Consider the following 18,646-nt stretch of genomic DNA (forward strand, 5'->3'; position numbering starts at 1 on the left):
CGGGTCGCCACGGGCCCTGCCCGCGCTACATCCCGGCGTGGTCGAAGGCGATGGTCGGCACGTCGACCACGTGCGACCCGCCGTCCGCCACGATCACGGCGCCGGTGATGTACGACGACTCCCCCGACCCGAGGAACCGGACGACGGAGGCGATCTCGGCGGGCCGCGCGGGGCGGCGCAGCGGTACGTCGGCGGTGACCGTCGCGTACCCTTCCTCCCGGGAGCCGAGGCCGGCGTGCGCCGCGAACTCGTCCATCTCCTCGTCGGCCATCGGTGTCTGCACCCACCCGGGGCAGATCGCGTTGACGCGCACGCCGTGGCGTCCGTAGTCGCGTGCGAGCGTCCGGGTGAGGCCGATGAGGGCGTGCTTGCCGACCGTGTATCCCGCCACCGACGGACCCGCGAAGAGCCCGGCCAGGGACGAGACGATCACCACCTGGCCCTTGGCCTCGATCAGCGCGGGTAGCGCCTCCCGCGCCATCACGAACGCGGTCGTGAGGTTGGCGCGGATCGCGGCGTCCCAGCTCGCGTCGTCGGTCTCGGCGACCGGCGAGAACCCGTGTCCCCCGGCGTTCGCGACGAGGACGTCGATCCGGCCGAACCGCGCGAGGACCTCGGCGATCGCGGCCTGCGCCGACGCCGTGTCCGCCGCGTCGGCGACGACGGGGAAGGCCCCGACGGCCCGCTCGACCTCGTGCAGCGGCTCGGGGCGGCGGCCCACCACGACGACGTGCGCGCCTTCGGCCGCGAACCGCTCCGCGACCGCCGCGCCGATGCCCGTGCCGCCTCCGGTGATGACGACGACGCGTCCGGAGACGCTCGATCCGACCACGGTTGCCATGTGTGCTCCTGTGTGTTTCTGCGCGCGTGCGCGGTGGGGCCGGACGCGGGCGCGTCAGGCGGGGAATCCCGACCGGGCGGTGTACCCGAAGTCGCTGAGGAGGGTGGTGCCGTTGACCGCCCGGCTCCGCGGGGAGAGGAGGTAGGCGACGTGCGCGGCGACCTCGTCGGCGCTCTGCACGGGGAAGGCGGGCTCGTCGAACGCCGCGGCGCCGAGGTCCCCGCGACTCATCGGGGTGTCGACGATGGACGGTGCCACGGCGTTCACCCGCACCCCCGTCCCGGCGAGGTCGACCGACAGCGCCCGTCCGAACTGGACGAGCGCGGCCTTGGACGCGGCGTAGGGGGCCATGCCCGGTGAGGCCACGACGGCCGAGTCGCTCGCGAGCAGCACGACGGAGCCGGCGACGGACTCCCGGAGCGCCGGGATCGCATGCTTGAGCACGAGGAACGCACCCGTGACATTGACGGCGAGGACCCGGTCCCACGCCTCCAGCGCGGTCTCCTCGATCGGCGTCCCGACCGGGCCGGAGATCCCGGCGCAGCAGACCACCGCGTCGAGACCGCCCAGCGCACGGACACCGGCGTCGACCGCGGCGGCCACCTGTTGCTCATCCGTCACATCGGCGGCGAGCAGCACCGGATCGGCGCCGGCGTCCCCGGCGGCATCCCGGAGCGCAGCCGCATCCCGGTCGAGCAGCGCGACCCGCACCCCCTCGCCGGCGAGCGCTCCGACGACAGCACGGCCGATGCCGGAGGCGGCACCCGTGACGAGGGCCGTCGTGCCGTCGAGCTGCAGGTCCATCGCATCCTCCGACCGCGGCCCGGCGCCGAGCGGCGCCGACGAGACAGCGGTGTCGTCCCGGTCATCCTGCTCCGCGGGGCGAAGGGGCCGCACGCCCGCCGCCGGAGTGTGCGCGATGGCACCATCGTCCTTCGCTCACGGTCAAGCGCCGGGTCGAGGCGGCGAGCAGACTCGCTCTATCGACGATTCCCCTCGTCGTCGATGCCGTGTCCGCACGGCCGTCACCCGAGCAAAGGAGCCGACGTGGCAGAGCAGACCTCCGCACCCACGACGCCGCACCACACCTCCCTCCGCCCCGGCGCCCTCGGCGTCGCCGGCATCGTCTTCCTCGTCCTGGCCGCCGTCGCGCCGCTGACCGGGATCGTCGTCGTCGCCTCCCTCGCGATCGCCCTGGGCAACGGCGGCGGCACCCCGATGTCGTTCTTCCTCGTCGCGGCCATCCTGCTGCTGTTCGCGATCGGCTACGCCCAGATGTCCAAGCAGCTCGTGAACGCCGGAGGCTTCTACGCCTTCGTCGTGAAGGGCCTCGGCCGCACCGGCGGACTCGTCGCGGGCCTCATCGCGACGCTCGGCTACAACTTCTTCGTCGTCGGCACGATCGGCACCAGCGGCTTCTTCATGCAGACGATCATCCGCGACCTCACCGGACTCGACGTGCACTGGCTCGTGTGGGGTCTGCTGTCGATCGTCGTGTGCTTCGTCCTCGCCCGGATCGGCGTCGACTTCAGCTCGAAGGTCCTCGGCGTGTGCCTCGTGCTCGAGGTGCTCATGCTCGTCGTGTTCGACGTCTCCGTGCTCGTGCAGACGGGGTACGACGTCGCCGCGTTCAGCCCGGAGGCCGTGTTCTCCGGCTCGCTGCCCATCGGCCTGCTGCTCGCGGCGACCGGCTTCCTCGGGTTCGAGGCCACCGCGCTCTTCAGCGAGGAGGCCAAGCAGCCGCTGCGCACCATCCCGCGGGCCACGTACACCTCGATCATCGCGATCGGCGTGATCCTCGGCGTCACGACCTGGGCCGTGGTGAGCGCGACCGGCGTCGCCCAGGCGCAGGCCACGGCACTCGAGCACCTGCCCACGGGCGACCTCATCTTCTCGCTTTCGCAGCAGTACCTGGGCGGCCCGCTCACGACCGTGATGATGGTGCTGCTCCTCGTGAGCCTGTTCGCGGCGATGCTCGCCTTCCACAACTCCGCCACCCGCTACCTGTACTCACTGGGTCGCGCGAAGATCCTCCCCCAGGCCCTCGCCCGCACCCGCCCGAACGGCGCCCCGCAGCTCGCGGGCATCGTGCAGGCCGGCTTCGCGGCGATCGTGGCGATCCTGTTCGCCCTCGCCGGCGCCGATCCCATCGTCACGCTCGTGCCCGCGATGCTCGGCTTCGGCACCCTCAGCGTGCTGATCCTGCAGGGGCTCGCGGCGATCTCGATCGTCGTGTACTTCCGGCGCCGGAACGACCCGCGATGGTGGAGCACCTTCATCGCGCCGGGCATCGGCTTCCTCGGCATCGCGGCCATCTCGATCCTGGCGATCGTGAACTTCAACATCGTCGCCGGCTCCGAGGAGCTCGCGATCCGCCTGATGCCGCTCCTGCTCGTGCTCGCGCTGATCGGCGGCATCGTCTACGCCGCCTACCTCCGCCGCGCGAAGCCCGCCGTCTACGACGGCCTCGCCACCGATCTCGAGCAGTTCAGCAATCGCTGACCTCCCCCTTCCCGCCCTCGAACGAAGGAACTCCATGACCACTCTGAACCCCGCCGACACCTCCACCTGGCTGCCACTGGAAGGCCTCGCCCCCGGTTTCGACGCCAACAAGGCCCCGCACAGCACCGCCCTGAGCGGTCGCGAGATCGCCGTCGTCGACGCCCGAGGTACCCGCATCGTCCACCGCTTCGACGATTCGACGGTGGCCTGGGAGTACCAGCCCGGCGCCGAGGACCCCACGGAGGCGGCGACTGACACCGACGACTACGAGGCGTTCGAGGTCGACGACGAGCTCTACTTCGTGCAGTTCCACCACCGCTACCTCCCGAACGAGGCCGTCTCGCTCGTGCTCGACCTGCGGCACGGACGCTCCCTCGCGGTGATCTCCGAGATCCTCCCCGCCCCGGAGCAGGGCCGCACCCGGGTGCAGCACCACTTCGCCCCCGGCACCATCGAGGGTGCCGCGGTCACCGGCGCCGAAGCCGCTCCCACGACCACACTCATCGGCCGCCGCGTGGAGTGGGTCTACAGCGAAGAGCACGCCTACGAGCACGTGTACCTCTCCCCGCGCTGGTACTCGTGGCAGTGCCTGGCCGGTCCCGAGCGCGGGCTCGCCGATACCGACGAGAACAGCGTGTGGGAGGTCCGCCCGGGGATCTACATCTTCGCGTGGCGCGAGAAGGTGATCCCGTGCGCCTCGGTGACGATCGCCGACCACCGCGACGTGAACGCGATCCGCTCCCACGGCGTGCTGTTCGGACTCGACGAGAGCGGTGAGGTGCCGACGCACTTCACGTTCGGCGCGCATGGCCGCCTGCTGTCGACCACCCACCACACCCCGTCGCTCGAGCCCGCGACCTTCGGAGACGCCTGACATGACCGACGTCGCCGACCTCATCGTCTCCGGTTCCGTGATCCGCACGTCGGACCGCGCCCGTCCGCATGCCGAGGCCTTCGCCGTACGAGACGGACGGATCCTCGCCGTCGGCGACCGCGCCGACGTGGAGGCTTTCCGGGGCCGCCGCACGCAGCTGATCGAGGTCGGCGACGCGGCCGTGTATCCCGGGTTCGTGGACGTGCACAACCACCACGCGCTCGCCGGACGGACCGAGCTCTTCGAACTGTCTCTTACCCCTTCTCTCACGCTCGACGAGATCCTCGACCGGGTGCGGGAGAAGGCGCAGACCCTGCCGGAGGATGCGTGGATCGTCGGCGGCGCCGTGGCCACGACCCTGCTCCCGACGCTGGCGAACACCGCCACGCGGCGACGGCTCGACGAGGCAGCGGGCGGACGGCCGGTGGCGCTCATGGAGGACTCCCGCCACAACCGCTGGGCCAGCACCCGGGCGCTGGAGCTCGCCGGCATCACGGCCGGCAGCGTCCCGACCTCCGGGGTGACGGTGCTCGACGCCGACGACGGCACGCCCACCGGAGTGCTCCTGGAGGCCGCCGGCATCCCGGTGCAGGAGGCGTACGACCGCAGTGGCGGACTCACCCCGGAGCAGCACACCGCCGCCTCCCGCCGCGGCATCGAACTGCTCAATTCCTTCGGGATCACCGCGTTCCAGGACGCGGGGGTCTCCGTCGACATCCTCGCCGCGCTCGCTGGGCTCGATCGCGCCGACGAGCTGCACGCCTGGGTGGTGTCCTCGCTCCTCATCAACGACGAGATCTTCGGATTCGATCCCATCGGTGCCCCCCTGCTCGACCGGGGCGAGGAGTTCCGCACGCCGCACCATCGCCCGGACTTCGTGAAGATCTTCCTCGACGGCGTGCCGCCTGCTCGCACCGCCTCCTTCCTCGACCCGTATCCGGCCGACCCGGTGCACGGTGCCCACTTCCACGGCGAGACGACCATGACCCTCGACGAGCTCACCGACTGGCTCCGGGCCGTCGCGGCGCGCGACCTCGGGGCGAAGGTGCACTGCACCGGCGACGGATCCGCGCGCCTCGTGCTCGACGCGACCGAGCGCCTGCGGGCGGACGGGTTCACGACGCCGGTGCAGATCGCGCATGGGCAGTTCCTCGCGGAGAGCGACATCCCCCGCCTCGCGGCCCTCGACGTCTCCGCCGACATCTCCCCGTTCATCTGGTACCCGGGTGTGATCCCCCAGGCGCTGGCGGACGTGCTGGGTGACCGGGCCGAGCACTCCCAGCCCAACCGTGCGCTCCTCGATGCCGGGGCCCTCGTCGCCGGCGGATCGGACTGGCCGGTGAGCGAGTCGCCGAACACGCTCGAGGGCCTGCAGGGGCTCGTGACCCGCGCCGATCCCCTCGGTCGGGCGACGGGGACACTGTGGCCGGAGCAGGCGATCTCCGCCGAAGAGGCGCTGGAGGTCTTCACTATCAGTGCCGCGACGGCGATGGGCCTCGGCGCCGAGACCGGTTCCCTGACCCCCGGGAAATCGGCCGACTTCGTGGTCCTGGAACGGGATGCGATCGGCGGCTCGCCGGAAGAGATCGTACACACCTCGGTCGTCTCGACGTGGTTGGCCGGGCGTGTGGTCTACGGAGGCTGAGCGCGCCACGCCGTACGATGGGCGCATGCGCCGCTTCCCCGCCTCCGTGTATCGGGTCGGCGACGAACCCGATCCCCGGTTCTCGCTCGCCAACGAGCGCACGTTCCTGGCGTGGACCCGGACCGGCCTGGCGCTGATCGCAGGCGGAGTCGCGCTCGAGGTCCTCGGGCTCGATCTGCACCCCGGGTTCCGGCTGGCCGCCTCGCTGCTTCTGATGAGCGCCGGCACAGCCGTCGCTCCGCTCGCGTGGTGGGAATGGATGAGGGCGGAACGCGCCTTGCGGCAGGGACGCCCGTTGCCGGGCGCGTTGTCGGCCGTGGTGCTCGCCGTGGTCGTGGTGACGACGGGGTTGCTCGTCCTCGCCGGCGTGCTGTGGCGCTGAGGGAGCCACCCGGATGACCACCCCCGGCACTTCGGCGCCCGATCTCTACGACCCGGGGCTGCAGCCCGAGCGCACGGAGCTGGCGTGGCGGCGTACGGCCCTCGCGATCGCGGTCGGCTCACTGCTGTCGCTGCGGGTCTTCCCGCTTGTGCTGCCGACTGACGCCGAGGGGTGGGGGCTGGTCCCGGGCGTGCTGGGCGTCGGGACGGCGGCGCTGCTGTGGGTCGCCGCACGCCGGAGACAGCGCCGGACGACCGCGGTGCTCACCTCGCGCGCGGACGGACCCCTCCCGGGCGGCGCGCTCCCGCTGATACTGACAGTCTTCGCGACCGGATTCGGAGTGGTCGCCGTCGTCGTGGTGACCATCACGTCGTTGCTGCGCTGACCGCCGGCGGCCGCGAGCACCGCCGCCGTGACGCGGTCGACGCGAGGAAGCGGCCGACGCCGGCGACCCCTCAGCGGCCGACGCCGGCCACGATCAGTCGGCGACCACCAGGACCGCCCTGCCCACCGCCCGGAGAACGGTCGGATCGAAGGGGGAACGCTCCCCCGGCACGTAGCGCACCCGTCGGAGGTCTCCTCCGCGGAAGGGATACGAACGGTGCTTCTCGTGCTGGTCCCAATCCACTGGCCCCCCGTAGTCGTAGCCCACGCTGATGCCCGTGAAGGGTGCCATGCCGATGAGCATGGGCACGTCAGGGATCCGCGCCACCTCGCGTCCGTCCACATCGAGCGCGAGCGTCCAGCGCAGTCCGGCCCGCTCGTCGACGCGGAGCGCGAGGCGGTGCTCGCCGCGCGGCAGGCGGGTCCCTTGTGCCCGGTGCATGCGTCCATAGGCGTTGTAGCTCACACGCGGCACCCCCTCATCGAGGGCGACCAGGTAGCCGCCGCCCTGGTCGCCGTGCGCGACGAGGACTCCGGCGGCGGTGTTGTCCATAGACAGGTCGATCTCCACGCGGAACGAACGCAACACCGTGAGCTTGGACGAACGGAACCGCTCCAGCGGCGGACGGAAGGGCACGAGGTCGATCGGGGCCGACAACGCCTCCTCGGTATCGGGACGCAGACGGAAGAGGTCTCCGAGGTCGTCGAGGGGAAAGACCGTGTTCCTCCAGGCCTCCTGGTGCCAGCGCGCAGCCAACGCCGCAACACGCTCCGGATGCCGGGCCGCCAGATCGGTCGTCTCCGTCGGGTCCGACTCGAGGTCGTACAGTTCCCAGGTCCCGCCCTCCGGCCCCTCCTCCTTCGACGGAGCCACGGTCGAGAGGGCCTTCCACCCATCCGCGACGATGGCGCGTCGCCCCACGCACTCGAAGTACTGCACTTCGCGGCCGGGCGCCGCGGGATCGGCGAGCACGGCGGAGATGCTCCCGCCGTCCATCTCCAGCGCTGCCTCTCCCCCGCGCTCCTCCAGCGGCGGCACACCGCAGAGGTCCAGGATCGTGGGGGCGAGGTCGGAGACGAAGACGAACTGGTCGCGTAGGCCTCCCGTCGTCGGAGCGTTCGGCCACGAAATGATGAGCGGGGCATGCACACCCCCTTCGTATGTCGTGGCTTTGAAGGAGCGGAAGGGCGTGTTGGACACCCGCGCCCAGCCGGTCGGGTACTGGCCGCACAGGCGCGGTCCGCCGATCTCCTCGACAGCCCTCGGCACATCCGTGACCCAGCCTTCCGGCAGCGCGCCGTGTGCGCCGAACTGCGCGAAGTAGCTGCGGGTGCCGGTCGGGCCCCCCTCGGCCGTGCCCCCGTTGTCGCTCGCGATCACGACGATCGTGTTCTCCCGCTCGCCGCTGCGCTCCAGGCGGTCGAGCAGGCGGCCGACGCTCTGGTCGATCTCGTCGACGGCCGCCGCATAGACCTCCATGTGTCGGGCGAACAAGCGCTGGTCTTGAACATCCAACTCGTCCCAAGACGGGATGTCGCTGCCGTCCGCGATCGCTTCGGCGGGGAGCGCGGCGGAAGGCGGCACGATGCCGCGTGCCCGCTGCCGAGCGAAGCGCTCCTCGCGCATCCGATTCCAGCCCGCCTCGTATCGCCCCCGGTACTTGGCGATGTCGGCGTCTTTCGCCTGGATCGGTCCGTGCACCGAGGTGTGCGCGTAGTAGAGGAAGAATGGGCGGTCGGGATCGTTTACCCGGAGATCGTCGATCATCCCGATGGCGCGGTCCGTGAGCTCATCGGTGAGGAAGAAGCCTTCCGGGTACTCGCGCATGTCGACGACCGCGTTGTCCTGCACGAGCCGATGCGGATGATGCAGGGATGTGAAGCCGTCCATGCTGCCGAAGTACCTGTCGAAGCCGCGTTGCAGGGGCCAGGTGCTGCGGTCGGCGCCGTCGTGCAGCCGGGACTCCAGCGTCAGGTGCCACTTGCCCACCATGAATGTCGCATAACCACCGGCCCGCAGCGACTCAGCGAGGGTGGGCGCCGCAGCCGGCAGCTCGCACGAGAATCCCGGGTACCCGGGGTCGATATGGGCGACGAACCCGAAACCGGCCCGATGGGGGTTGAGCCCCGTGAGCAGGGCTGCCCTGGCCGGCGAGCACATCGGGGCTGTGCGGTAGTTGGTGAACACCCATCCGTCGGCGGCGAGCTCATCGATCCGCGGAGTCTCGATCTCGCTCCCGAACGGCCCGAGGTCGCTGAAGCCCAGATCGTCGACGAGCATCACGATGACGTTCGGCGCTCCCGGGCGGGCACGGGCCGGCTGCGGCCACCAGGGCTCCGCGTCCGAGGTGAAGGTGGCCGCTCTGCCCTCGAAACGCTCGTATCCGCGGCTCTGCGATACCGACATTCAACCGGCCTTCCTGATCAGTTCGAAGATCTGCGTTCGCAGCTCAGCGAAGGCCGGGAGCGCTCGCGTGGTGAGCTGGTCGCGCGGCGCGTCGAAGGCGACGTCGATGATCCGGGTGACCTTCGCCGGACGCTCCCCCAGCACGACCACGCGGTCGGAGAGGTACACCGCCTCGTCGATGTCGTGCGTCACGATGACGATCGTCATGCCGAACTGCTCGCGGATGCGCAGGCAGAGATCCTCCAGTTCGAAGCGCGTCTGTGCGTCGACGGAGGCGAACGGCTCGTCCATGATGAGCACCTCCGGCCGGTATGCGATGGCCCGTGCGATCGCAACGCGCTGCTGCATCCCTCCCGAGAGCTGCCACGGGAACTTCGTCTCGGCGCCGGCCAGCCCGACGGCTGCCAGTGCGGCGGACACACGCGCCTCTCGTTCCGCGCCGGGAAGACGAAGGTGCTTCAAAGGGAGGCGGACGTTCTTCTCCACGGTCAGCCACGGCATGAGCGAGCGCGTGTACTCCTGGAAGACCAGCGCCATCTCCGGCGGCGGCCCGTCGATGGGCACACCGTCGATGGCGGCGGTGCCCGACGTGATGCCCTGCAGCCCGGAGAGGCACTTCAACAGAGTGGTCTTGCCGATGCCCGAAGGACCGACGATGCAGCACACCTCCCCGGCCCGGACGTCGAAGGTGAGGTCGGCGATCACAGGGACGAGTCCGTCCTTGGTGCGGTACGACTTGGCGAGCCCCTCGACGTGCAGCCGGATGGGAGCTTCCTGGATGACGGTCATGCGTTCTTCTCCTGTTGCTGGGAGGCGATGTACCAGCGCAGCGTCCGGCGCCGGAAGAGGGTGAACAGGGCGGTCGCGGCGTAGCCGATGATGCCGAGCACGAGGATGCCCGCCCACATGTCGGGGATGGCGAACGACTGCTGGGCGAGCAGGGTCGCCGCGCCGAGCCCGGTGGAGGACCCGAGCATCTCACTCGCGATCATCACGACGAACGCCGTGATGAGACTCACCTGCATCCCCGAGAGGATGCGCGGGCTCGCCGCAGGGAGCATGACCGAGAACAGGCGTTCGGGGCCGGAGAACCGATAGACGCGGCTCACCATGTCGAGCGTCGGCTCGCCTGCCCGCACCCCGTCGATCGTGGAGATGAGGATCGGGAAGACCGCGGCCAGCGTGATGGACAGGATCCGCGTCTCGGTGCCGAAACCGATCAGGCTGACGAAGATCGGGACGAGCGCCACGGGAGGGATGGCCCGGAAGAAGTGCACCGTCGGCTCCACGAGCCAGCTCAGCGGGCGGACGAGACCGAGGAGAAGCCCGAGCAACACGCCGATCGCGCTCGCGAGGACGAACGACAGCACCAGATTGCCCACGGAGGAAGCCACGTCGAGGAGGAACGTCGGGGTCTGCGCGAGCCGCCACAGTCGCTGGAGGATGACCTGCAGCGGGGGGAAGAACGGGTTGGTCGACGCGGCCGAGGCGATCCACCACCCACACAGCAGCAGGATGGGCACGATGATCTCGGCGGCCACGAGGACACCGCGGGGAAGGCCGCCCTGGCCCCTCCGACGCGCAAGGCGCGACGGCGTCTGGATCGAGGTGGTCAGACTCATCACGCAACCTGCTTCCGGTACTGCGGGTGCCAGTGCAGCATTCGCCGCTCGGCCCCTTGGCTGAGGCCCTGCACGAGCAGCCCGAGGACGCCGAGGATCAGGACATAGGCGAAGAGCTGCTCCTGATTCCCGGAGATCTGCGACAGCAGAAGGCTCTGCCCGAGACCGGGGCCCCCGCCGAGCAGGCCGGCGACGACCGCGACGACGAGGGAGGTGGGAGCGGCAACCCGTACCGCCGTGCCGATGTAGGGCAGGGCGCTGGGCAGCACGATCCGCGCGAGGATCTCGCCGCGACCCATGCCGTAGGAACGTCCGGTCGCACGGGCCACGGGGTCGGTGTCGAAGACCCCGGCCGACGCCTGCACGGCGATGGCGATGAAGCAGCCGAAGAACACCAGGAACACGCCCATGCTCAACGTCGGCCCGAGGACGAGGACCACGACCGGAAGGATCACGATGGGCGGGATCGGCTTCAGGAACTCCAGCGGCACGCGCGTCGCGTGCATGGCGAGGGGCGAGGTACCGATCGCGACTCCGAGCACCACGCCGAACAAGATCGCGAGGAGGAGTCCGAGGACGGCCATGGTCAGGGTGTCGCCGAGCGCGACCCAGGTGGTGGGCACGCCCAGGAGGCGGACCGCCTCGCCGAGCGCGGCGGTCGCCGCCGGAAGCGGGGAGTCCGCGAGGGGGCCGAGCGTGGCTGCCCACTCCCAGAGCGCCAGCGCCGCGACGACGCCGGCTGCTCCGATGGCGGGCGGAAGGAAGGAGATGCGGGTCATGGGATCACTCCGCGGGAACGAGGACGTCCTGCAGGTCGACCGGCGAGGGCAGGAACCCTAGGGCGACGAGCTTCTCGTTCACCCGGTCCAGCTCTTCAGGGACCACCTGAGCGGGCCAGAACGGGAGCTTGATGTCTTCGACGTCGAGCGCGGAGCCGGTCGCATCGATGCCCGCCTGGATCGCCTCCTCGGGGTGCTCGTTCGCATAGGCGTTGCTGCGCGCTACGGCGCGCTGGAACGCCGCGATCGCGTCGCTCTTCGCCGACACCGTCCCCTCTCCCGCCGTCCAGAGGCCCACGCTGCCCTCCTCGAAGAAGGCCACCGAGGGGGCGGAGACGAACGTCGCTCCCGCAGCGGCGGCCTCACTGGTGAAGGGGCTCACGAGGCCGGCTGCGTCCACGGCCCCGCTCTGCAAGGCGGCGACTGCCGAGGTGAAGTCCAGAACCACCCACTCGACGGACGAGGGGTCCACGCCTTCACCGTCGAGCGCGTCGGAGACGACCACTTCGAGCTGAGCCTTCCTCGCAGGGATCGCGATGGTCGCGCCCTCCAGATCGGCGATCTCGGTGATGCCGCTCGCGGCGGAGGCGTAGAGGCCGGTGTCGTCCACGGCGGCCGGATCCTCAGCGGCGGCGGCACCGTCGACGTACCCATCCGCCGGGGCGACGACCCGCAACGGGACTCCGGAGGCGAGCGCGTTCAGAAGGGGAATGCTCGGCGCATAGGCGATGTCGACCTGACCGCCCTGCGCGGCGGCGAGCCCCGCCGGGGGGTTGGCCACCACCGAGGTCTCGACCCGGAGGCCCTCGTCCTCGAAGAATCCCTGCTCCTGACCCACGAGTAAAGCCCCGTCCGAGACGAGCCCGATCGTCGCGACCTTCAGAGTGGTCAGTTCGCCGTCGGCGGCGCCGGAGGGATCGGCCGGGGTCGCGCTGCAGGCGGCGAGCGCAAGCACGCCGACGGCAGTGATCACACCAGCGGCTCGTCGGGTCGAGCGAATGCGGTTCATGAGAACTCCTCCTTGAGTTAGTCACCGGCTGGTGATTTTAAAGATCGTACTCGCGCTATACGCACAGAGGGTTACGATCGCGTTACGTTCGTCACCAATCGGTGACTATAAAGGCCAAATGAAAGAGGCTGAAGGGAACGAAGGAGAACGATGCCGAAGATCGTCGACCATGAGGAACGCCGGGTCCATATCGCCGACGCCGCGATCAAGGTCATCATCCGCGTCGGGTTCGACAGCCTCACGATGCGCGAGATCGCGACGGAGGCCGGCTACGCCCACGGCGCGATCGCGCGCTACTTCCCCGACAAGCGCAGCGTGCTCACCGCGGCGTTCCTCCGCCTCTACACCCAGGCCAACGATCGCATCGAGCGCCAGATCCAGGGGGTCCGCGGTCTCGCGGCATTGGAGCGGATCTGCCGGGAGATCCTCCCCTACAGCCCCTCCGGACCACTGTGGGCGAAGGTCGTGATCGCGTTCTGGGACCACGCCTCCCAGGACGAGGAGGTCACCCGTATCCACCGCGTCAACAACCTGCACTGGCGGGAGCTGTTCCGCCGGAGCTTGGTCGAGGCGCAGGAAGACGGCGAGCTCGCCGCCGGCGTGGACATCGACACCGCGGTCAACGAGATCGCGTCGCGCAACGCCGGCTGGCAGATGATCTCCGTGCTGATGCCCGATTCCGCGGGGGACGGTCGCCTGGACGACGCTCTCGCCGCCCTGCTGGCCACACTGCGTCGATCGCACGTCCCACCCTCCCGCTGACCGCATAGTCCGCTCTCACCCGCCCAGGATGGACCGGGCTCCGCGTTCGCCGATCATCGCGGCCGGCGCGTTGGTGTTGCCGGTGGGGACGGTCGGCATGACCGAGGCGTCGATCACCCGGAGCGCTTCGATCCCGCGTACTCGGAGCTGCGGGTCGACAACGGATTCCGGGTCGGAGCCCATGCGACAGGTGCCGACCTGGTGGTGGTAGGTGATGGCGGTACGCCGTACCCACTCCTCCACGTCGTCGTCCGTCACTTCCGGCCCGGGGTAGACCTCGAGCGCACCCCACTCTTCGGCGAGCGCAGGCTGTGCGCCGATGCGGCGGCACTGGCGCACGGAGGCGGCCAGGGCATCGACGTCGCGCTGATCCTCCAGCGCGGCCAGGTCGATGTGCGGTAGGTCGTCGAGTCCGGGCCCGGTGAGGCGCAGCTCGCCGCGGCTGTACGGCGTCACGAGTCCCGCCATGAGCGTGAACCCGTCCGTGCCGCGTGGTTCCAGGTCGCCCCACATCGGCACGGAGAAGTGGATGGGCTGCGTGTCCGGTTGCGCCAGGCCGTCGCGGCTGCGCCAGAACAGGTGACTCTGCGTCACGGAGACCCCGGGCTGCGGCGGCCCCACCGGCTTCTTCTCCGTCGCGAAGATGACAGGCGACAGGAGGTGGTCGTGCAGGTTCTTGCCCACACCGGGAGCGTCGTGCACGACGGGGATGCCGAGCGCGGTCAGGTCGGCCGCGGGACCGATGCCCGAGCGCAGCAGGATGACGGGCGTGCCGAGGGCGCCCGCCGACAGGATGACCTCGTCCGCGAACACCTCTTCGGTCTCGTCGCCTTCGCCCAGCCGGATGCCGACCGCGCGCCCGTCGCGCACGATCACGGAGTGGACGGCGCGACCGGTGAGGATGGTCATCCGATCGGCGACCGGCTGCGCGTACACGGTCCAGGTGTTGACGCGCCGGCCGTCCTTGATCGTGACCTGCTCCTGAGAGACCCCATCGAGCGTGCCCCCGTTGTAATTCGGGTTGCGCGGCAGCCCCTCCTCCACCGCGGCGTCGATGATCGAGGCCTGGATGGGCGAGAGCGCGTAGTCGTCGGTGACGGGCAGCAGATCGTTCTCGATCGCGTCGTAGATCGGCTCGACCTCGGCCCAGCCCCACCCCGTCGCGCCTGCCGCCTCCCACGCGTCGTAGTCGGAGGCGGCGCCGCGCACCCAGATCATCGCGTTCAGTGCGTGCGACCCGCCAGTGACCTTCCCGCGCGGAAGATGGAGACGACGACCGGCGGCGTGCGGCTGCGGCACGGTGAAGAAGTCCCAGTCCTCGGCGGAATGCCAGAGCTCCCCCGCCCGAGACGGGTCGTGGATGGCGGGATTCGTGTCGTAGCCGCCGGCCTCGACAAGCGTCACCGCGACACCGGCATCGGTGAGTCGCCGGGCGACGATGGCCCCGAAGGTGCCGGCTCCGACGACGATGGCGGAGCGGACCCCGCTGTTCGCGCCCGCCACGGTCACGCCTTCCGGCCGGGTCCGGAGACGACCTGGGTGACGGCGACGGACTTGAGGCCCTCGACGCCGAACTCCAACCCGTAGCCCGAGCTCTTCACGCCACCGAACGGCACCATCGGGTGCAGGCCGCCGTGCGAGTTGATCCACACCGTGCCGGACTGCATGCGCGCGGCGACGGCGCGGGCCTCCTCGGGGTCGCTGGCCCACACGGAGGCGCCGAGGCCCACGTCGAGGGCGTTCGCGAGCGCGAACGCCTCGTCCACGTCGCTGTAGCGGATAACGGGAAGCGCGGGACCGAACTGCTCCTCCTGCACGAGTGCCGCATCGTTGTCGATATCGGCCACGATGGTGGGCCGGTAGAACAACTCGCCGAGGTCGGAGGCCGGCTCGCCACCCGTGACGATCCGGGCGCCGCGGCTCCGCGCATCGTCGACGAGACGGCTGACGATGTCGAACTGCGGGCGGTTCTGCAGCGGTCCGAGCACGTTGCCCTCGTCGAGCCCGTTGCCCATCGGCACCTGCGCGGCGATCGCGGCGAGCGCGTCCACGACCTCGTCGTACACGGAGTCGTGCACGTAGAGGCGCTTCATGGCGGCGCAGGTCTGTCCGGTGTTGATGAACGCACCCCAGAAGAGGTCTTCCGCGATCGCGGAGGGATCGGTGCCGGGGAGCACGATGCCCGCATCGTTGCCGCCCAGCTCCAGCGTGAGGCGCGCCAGGTTGCCCGCGGAGCTCTCGATGATGCGGCGCCCGGTCGCGGTGGAGCCGGTAAACATGATCTTGGCGATGTCGGGGTGCGAGGCGAGGCGGGCGCCCACCTCACGGTCACCGGAGATGCCGATGAGGACGTCGGCCGGCAGCACATCGTTCATCACGGCGAGCATCGCCAGCACGCTCAGCGGTGTGTACTCGCTGGGCTTCGCGACGACCGTGTTGCCCATGCGCAGCGACGGCCCGATCTGCCAGATCGTGATCATGAGCGGCCAGTTCCACGGCCCGATGGCACCGACCACGCCGGCCGCCTTGTAGACGAGCTCCGCGTGCAGCGTCTCGTCGTCGACGAGCACCTGCGGCTCGAGGACGGTGGTGGCGTTGGTACGCAGCCAGGCCGAGCAGGCGCCGAGCTCGAACCGCGCGTTGGGCCCGTTGAGCGGCTTCCCCTGCTCCCGCGACAGGAGGTAGGCCAGCCCCTCGGCGTTCGCATCGATGGCGTCTGCCGCGGCGAGCAGGAGTTCGCTGCGCTTCTCGTGTCCGAGCGCCTCCCACGCAGGCTGCGCGGCCTTCGCACGGGCGATGGCTGCATCGAGGTCGGAGACCGTGGCGACGGGAGCCCGACCGATGACCTCCCGCGTCGCAGCATCGGGAATCTCGCGACCCTCGCCGTGCGGGGGCTGGATGCGGTCGAGCAGCGCCGCGGCGGCGGATGCCGCCGAATCGGTGGATCCGGAGTCGACGGCTACGGGAACGGCGGAATCGGACATCGGTGTCTCTCCTTCGAGCGGGTCACGGCGCGGACGCCGGTCTTCTTCTCATTCTCGGTCGGCCGTTGCCGGCATACTTGTCGCGGAGCGCGCCGGAGATGTCCCCGCGCGAAGGATGCGCTCCCGCGCCGGTCCCGCGTGAGCGAATCGGGCCCCCTTCCGCTCCGCGGAGCCGGGAAGCGCCGGGCGCGGCGTGCGCCATCGTCGCCTCGGATCCCACCACGCCGGCCCTCGCACCTGTGGCACTCCCCCTCGCATGCGGATCTGCCACCCCGAGGTGTCCAATGTGCGATGGTGGTGCCAGCACAGCGCGACCCCGTTGTCGGTGTGGGTCGGACCCCCGTGCGCGTGCTCCGTAACGTGGTGGATCTCGCACCAGGCGGCGGGGACGTGACACCCGGGGATCAGGCACTCACCGTCCCGCACGCCGATCGCCCGACGCTGCGCGGAAGTGAAGATCCGGTCGCTCGACCTGAGCCCGACGATCCTCCCACCGGCCCCGAACACGACCCGCTGGACCGTCCCTCCGCACGCCGTGTGTGCGGCCACCCGGGTCGACACCGGTGTCTCGACCCCCTCGACCCGCGCCCAACCGCGCCCCGCGACGTAGTCCTCGGCGGCGACCGTGACCACGAGTGTCGGCGCGGCACCGCCCAGCCGCGGCATATCGTCGTGCCGGGCCGCGATCCCCAGAGCCGCCGCGAGCGCGTCGTGCTGCTTCTGCGCGCGCGTGCGCCCGTCGACCATCCCACCGACGTCGCCGGAGGGGAGCACATCGTCATCCGGGGAGACCGGTGCCTGCTGCTCCCCCGCAGCGTCGTCACACACTTCCGACGGTACGAAGTGGACGCCCGGCAGCGGCGGCCCGTCGACCTTCGGGTTCAGATACGCGTCCCAGATCCGCTGCAGCTGCCCCGCGACCTCGGGCAGCAGCGCGCCCCGGACCGGGATCACGCCGTCCTTGGCGCGCCCCAGCACCACACCCCGAGCCCGCAGCGCGATGTCTTCCGCGGGCTCCGCGCCGTCGGGGTCGAGGTACTGCACGATCAGCTGCGCCCGCACCCGCAGATCCTCGGGCGTCGGCGCCGGACCGGGCTCGTTCTCGGCGTCATCACTGTTCTCGTCGTCGTCGCTCTCCTCGCCCCGCGCGACCTCCGCGAGATACGCGTCGGCCTCCCAGCGGTCGGCGAGGCGCACGCGAGGGCCGGCCTGCTCGATCGGCGCTGTCGCCGCCAGCAACCCGGTCACGCCGATCGCCCCGTCGAGGAGGGCCTCGCGCAGTGCCGGCCACCGCGCCGGCAGCCACTCCCCGGAGGAGAGATCGACCTCGCGCCGCACCAACCGCGCGCCCTTCACCAGGCGCCCGGCGGACGCTCCGTCCGTGCGGAGCACACGCTGCAGCAGCTCGTTCATCGAGCGGCAGCCGAACCGCCCGCAGAACGCCGGCTCTCCCGACCCCGCCGGACGCGGATCGACGCTCGCCACCGCGTCCACGATCACGGCCTCCACGCGTCGCTGGATCTCGCCCGCGACCCGCAGCAGGTCCATCATCTCCCCGACATCGAGAGCGCCCACGGCGCCAGACTGCAACACGGCGTCGAGAGCGACGACCGTGTCGTCGAGAACCGCTGCCGGGGTGCTTTCCATACGACGATTCAACAGAGGGCCACCGACATTGGGAGACCCGATTACCCCTGTTCAGAGCGATATTCCAATACGCGCGAAGGACTCCTCCTGCACACGAACAGACCCGTGATCAACCCTCCACATCACAACAACATCCGCACCGCATGCCGCCGCCGAAAGTCGCTGTTTCCCGGCAAGAACCCGCACCCCCGGCAGCACCTACGCCCCACCTACGCCCCGGCATCCACCGAGACCCCCGTACCGCCGGCAAGAAACCCGCACCCACCCCCGACCCGCAGCACCGGCGCCCGCCGCACCCCAACGACCCCGATCGCGGGAGAGAACCGTCACGCCCGGTCGAAGTCCTCGAAGATCAGGATCGTCCGCGTCGAGCGGATCGACGGGATCGCCTGGATGTCCTCCAGCACGATGCGGCGCAGGTCGCGGGCATCGTTCGCGCGCACGAGCAGCAGCACGTCGAAGTCGCCGCCGACGAGCGCCATGTGCTCGATCTCCGGGATCGCCCGGAGCCGCGCGCTCACCTCCTGCCAGGTGGCCTGCTCGATCGCGAGCGCGACATAGGCGCTCGCGTGGTGCCCGAGCAGCACGGGGTCGGTGCGCACGGTGTACCCCGTGATCACCCCGGCGTCGGTGAGCCGCTTGATGCGGGCATGCGCCCCCGCCCGGGAGATGTGCACCGCCTCGGCGATCGCGGTCATGGACGCCCGCGCATCCCGCCGCAGCTCCGCGAGGATCGCGCGATCCGTCTCGTCCAGCGCCGCCATGGCACCCCTCTCCCGTCCGGGAAATCCTGACATTTCGGAAGCCA

17 protein-coding genes are annotated in these 18,646 nt (G+C 70.5%); 6 read left to right on the forward strand and 11 right to left on the reverse strand.

Features of this window, described 5'->3' with window-relative positions; translation table 11 throughout:
* Positions 1-25 precede the first annotated feature (25 nt).
* Together CYL12_RS07690 and CYL12_RS07695 are read right to left on the reverse strand one after the other, a co-directional pair.
* Positions 26-841 (reverse strand): SDR family NAD(P)-dependent oxidoreductase, encoded by an 816-nt coding sequence (locus CYL12_RS07690; RefSeq protein ID WP_101846953.1) that lies wholly within the window; start codon positions 839-841, stop codon positions 26-28.
* A 54-nt stretch (positions 842-895) separates the two neighbouring features.
* The gene (locus CYL12_RS07695; protein WP_233486859.1) at positions 896-1,738 is read right to left on the reverse strand and encodes an SDR family NAD(P)-dependent oxidoreductase; all 843 of its coding nucleotides are present in this window, start codon (positions 1,736-1,738) and stop codon (positions 896-898) included.
* A 150-nt stretch (positions 1,739-1,888) separates the two neighbouring features.
* On the opposite strand from CYL12_RS07695, the gene CYL12_RS07700 reads away from it, so the two are divergent.
* From CYL12_RS07700 to CYL12_RS07720, 5 genes are read left to right on the forward strand one after another with little or no spacing between them, the layout of a single operon-like run.
* Positions 1,889-3,343 (forward strand): APC family permease, encoded by a 1,455-nt coding sequence (locus CYL12_RS07700; protein WP_101846954.1) that lies wholly within the window; start codon positions 1,889-1,891, stop codon positions 3,341-3,343.
* A gap of 34 nt (positions 3,344-3,377) precedes the next feature.
* Positions 3,378-4,217 (forward strand): molybdenum cofactor biosynthesis F family protein, encoded by an 840-nt coding sequence (locus tag CYL12_RS07705; RefSeq protein WP_101846956.1) that lies wholly within the window; start codon positions 3,378-3,380, stop codon positions 4,215-4,217.
* 1 nt (position 4,218) lies between these two features.
* Positions 4,219-5,862 (forward strand): amidohydrolase, encoded by a 1,644-nt coding sequence (locus CYL12_RS07710; protein WP_101846958.1) that lies wholly within the window; start codon positions 4,219-4,221, stop codon positions 5,860-5,862.
* A 25-nt stretch (positions 5,863-5,887) separates the two neighbouring features.
* Positions 5,888-6,244: a YidH family protein gene (locus CYL12_RS07715; protein ID WP_101846960.1), complete on the forward strand. Its 357-nt coding sequence runs from the start codon at positions 5,888-5,890 to the stop codon at positions 6,242-6,244.
* Positions 6,245-6,257: 13 nt separating this feature from the next.
* Positions 6,258-6,629, forward strand: coding sequence for a DUF202 domain-containing protein (locus CYL12_RS07720; RefSeq protein WP_101846962.1), 372 nt, complete (start codon positions 6,258-6,260; stop codon positions 6,627-6,629).
* 93 nt (positions 6,630-6,722) lie between these two features.
* Here CYL12_RS07720 and CYL12_RS07725 read toward each other — a convergent pair whose 3' ends face one another.
* Genes CYL12_RS07725 through CYL12_RS07745 form a run of 5 tightly spaced genes read right to left on the reverse strand, consistent with a single transcriptional unit; the run spans position 6,723 to position 12,445 of the window.
* Positions 6,723-9,035: an arylsulfatase gene (locus tag CYL12_RS07725; protein WP_101846965.1), complete on the reverse strand. Its 2,313-nt coding sequence runs from the start codon at positions 9,033-9,035 to the stop codon at positions 6,723-6,725.
* Entirely contained in the window at positions 9,036-9,824 is a 789-nt protein-coding gene (locus CYL12_RS07730) for an ABC transporter ATP-binding protein (protein ID WP_101846967.1), read from the reverse strand.
* Positions 9,821-10,657 (reverse strand): ABC transporter permease, encoded by an 837-nt coding sequence (locus CYL12_RS07735; protein WP_101846969.1) that lies wholly within the window; start codon positions 10,655-10,657, stop codon positions 9,821-9,823. The genes CYL12_RS07730 and CYL12_RS07735 overlap by 4 nt, the downstream gene beginning before the upstream one ends.
* Positions 10,657-11,436 carry an ABC transporter permease gene (locus CYL12_RS07740; RefSeq protein WP_101846972.1) on the reverse strand — a complete coding sequence of 260 codons (780 nt, stop codon included), beginning with the start codon at positions 11,434-11,436 and terminating at the stop codon, positions 10,657-10,659. Before CYL12_RS07740 ends, CYL12_RS07735 begins: the two co-directional genes overlap by 1 nt.
* A gap of 4 nt (positions 11,437-11,440) precedes the next feature.
* The gene (locus CYL12_RS07745; protein WP_101846975.1) at positions 11,441-12,445 is read right to left on the reverse strand and encodes an ABC transporter substrate-binding protein; all 1,005 of its coding nucleotides are present in this window, start codon (positions 12,443-12,445) and stop codon (positions 11,441-11,443) included.
* A gap of 150 nt (positions 12,446-12,595) precedes the next feature.
* Between CYL12_RS07745 and CYL12_RS07750 the strand changes: the two genes are divergently transcribed.
* Positions 12,596-13,207, forward strand: a complete 612-nt coding sequence (locus CYL12_RS07750; RefSeq protein ID WP_101846977.1) for a TetR/AcrR family transcriptional regulator — start codon at positions 12,596-12,598, stop codon at positions 13,205-13,207.
* A gap of 15 nt (positions 13,208-13,222) precedes the next feature.
* On the opposite strand, the gene CYL12_RS07755 is transcribed toward CYL12_RS07750, so the two are convergent.
* The 4 genes from CYL12_RS07755 to CYL12_RS07770 form a co-directional block, all read right to left on the reverse strand.
* Positions 13,223-14,710 carry a GMC family oxidoreductase gene (locus CYL12_RS07755; RefSeq protein WP_101848722.1) on the reverse strand — a complete coding sequence of 496 codons (1,488 nt, stop codon included), beginning with the start codon at positions 14,708-14,710 and terminating at the stop codon, positions 13,223-13,225.
* 2 nt (positions 14,711-14,712) lie between these two features.
* Positions 14,713-16,191, reverse strand: coding sequence for an aldehyde dehydrogenase family protein (locus CYL12_RS07760; RefSeq protein ID WP_233486860.1), 1,479 nt, complete (start codon positions 16,189-16,191; stop codon positions 14,713-14,715).
* Positions 16,192-16,239: 48 nt separating this feature from the next.
* A complete protein-coding gene (locus tag CYL12_RS07765; protein ID WP_101846980.1) occupies positions 16,240-17,838 on the reverse strand; it encodes an HNH endonuclease signature motif containing protein in 1,599 nt (532 codons plus the stop codon).
* A 326-nt stretch (positions 17,839-18,164) separates the two neighbouring features.
* Entirely contained in the window at positions 18,165-18,602 is a 438-nt protein-coding gene (locus CYL12_RS07770) for an Lrp/AsnC family transcriptional regulator (protein WP_199399206.1), read from the reverse strand.
* Between the last annotated feature and the right edge of the window lie 44 nt (positions 18,603-18,646).

Source organism: Zhihengliuella sp. ISTPL4, from assembly GCF_002848265.1.
Lineage (GTDB): Bacteria > Actinomycetota > Actinomycetes > Actinomycetales > Microbacteriaceae > Microbacterium.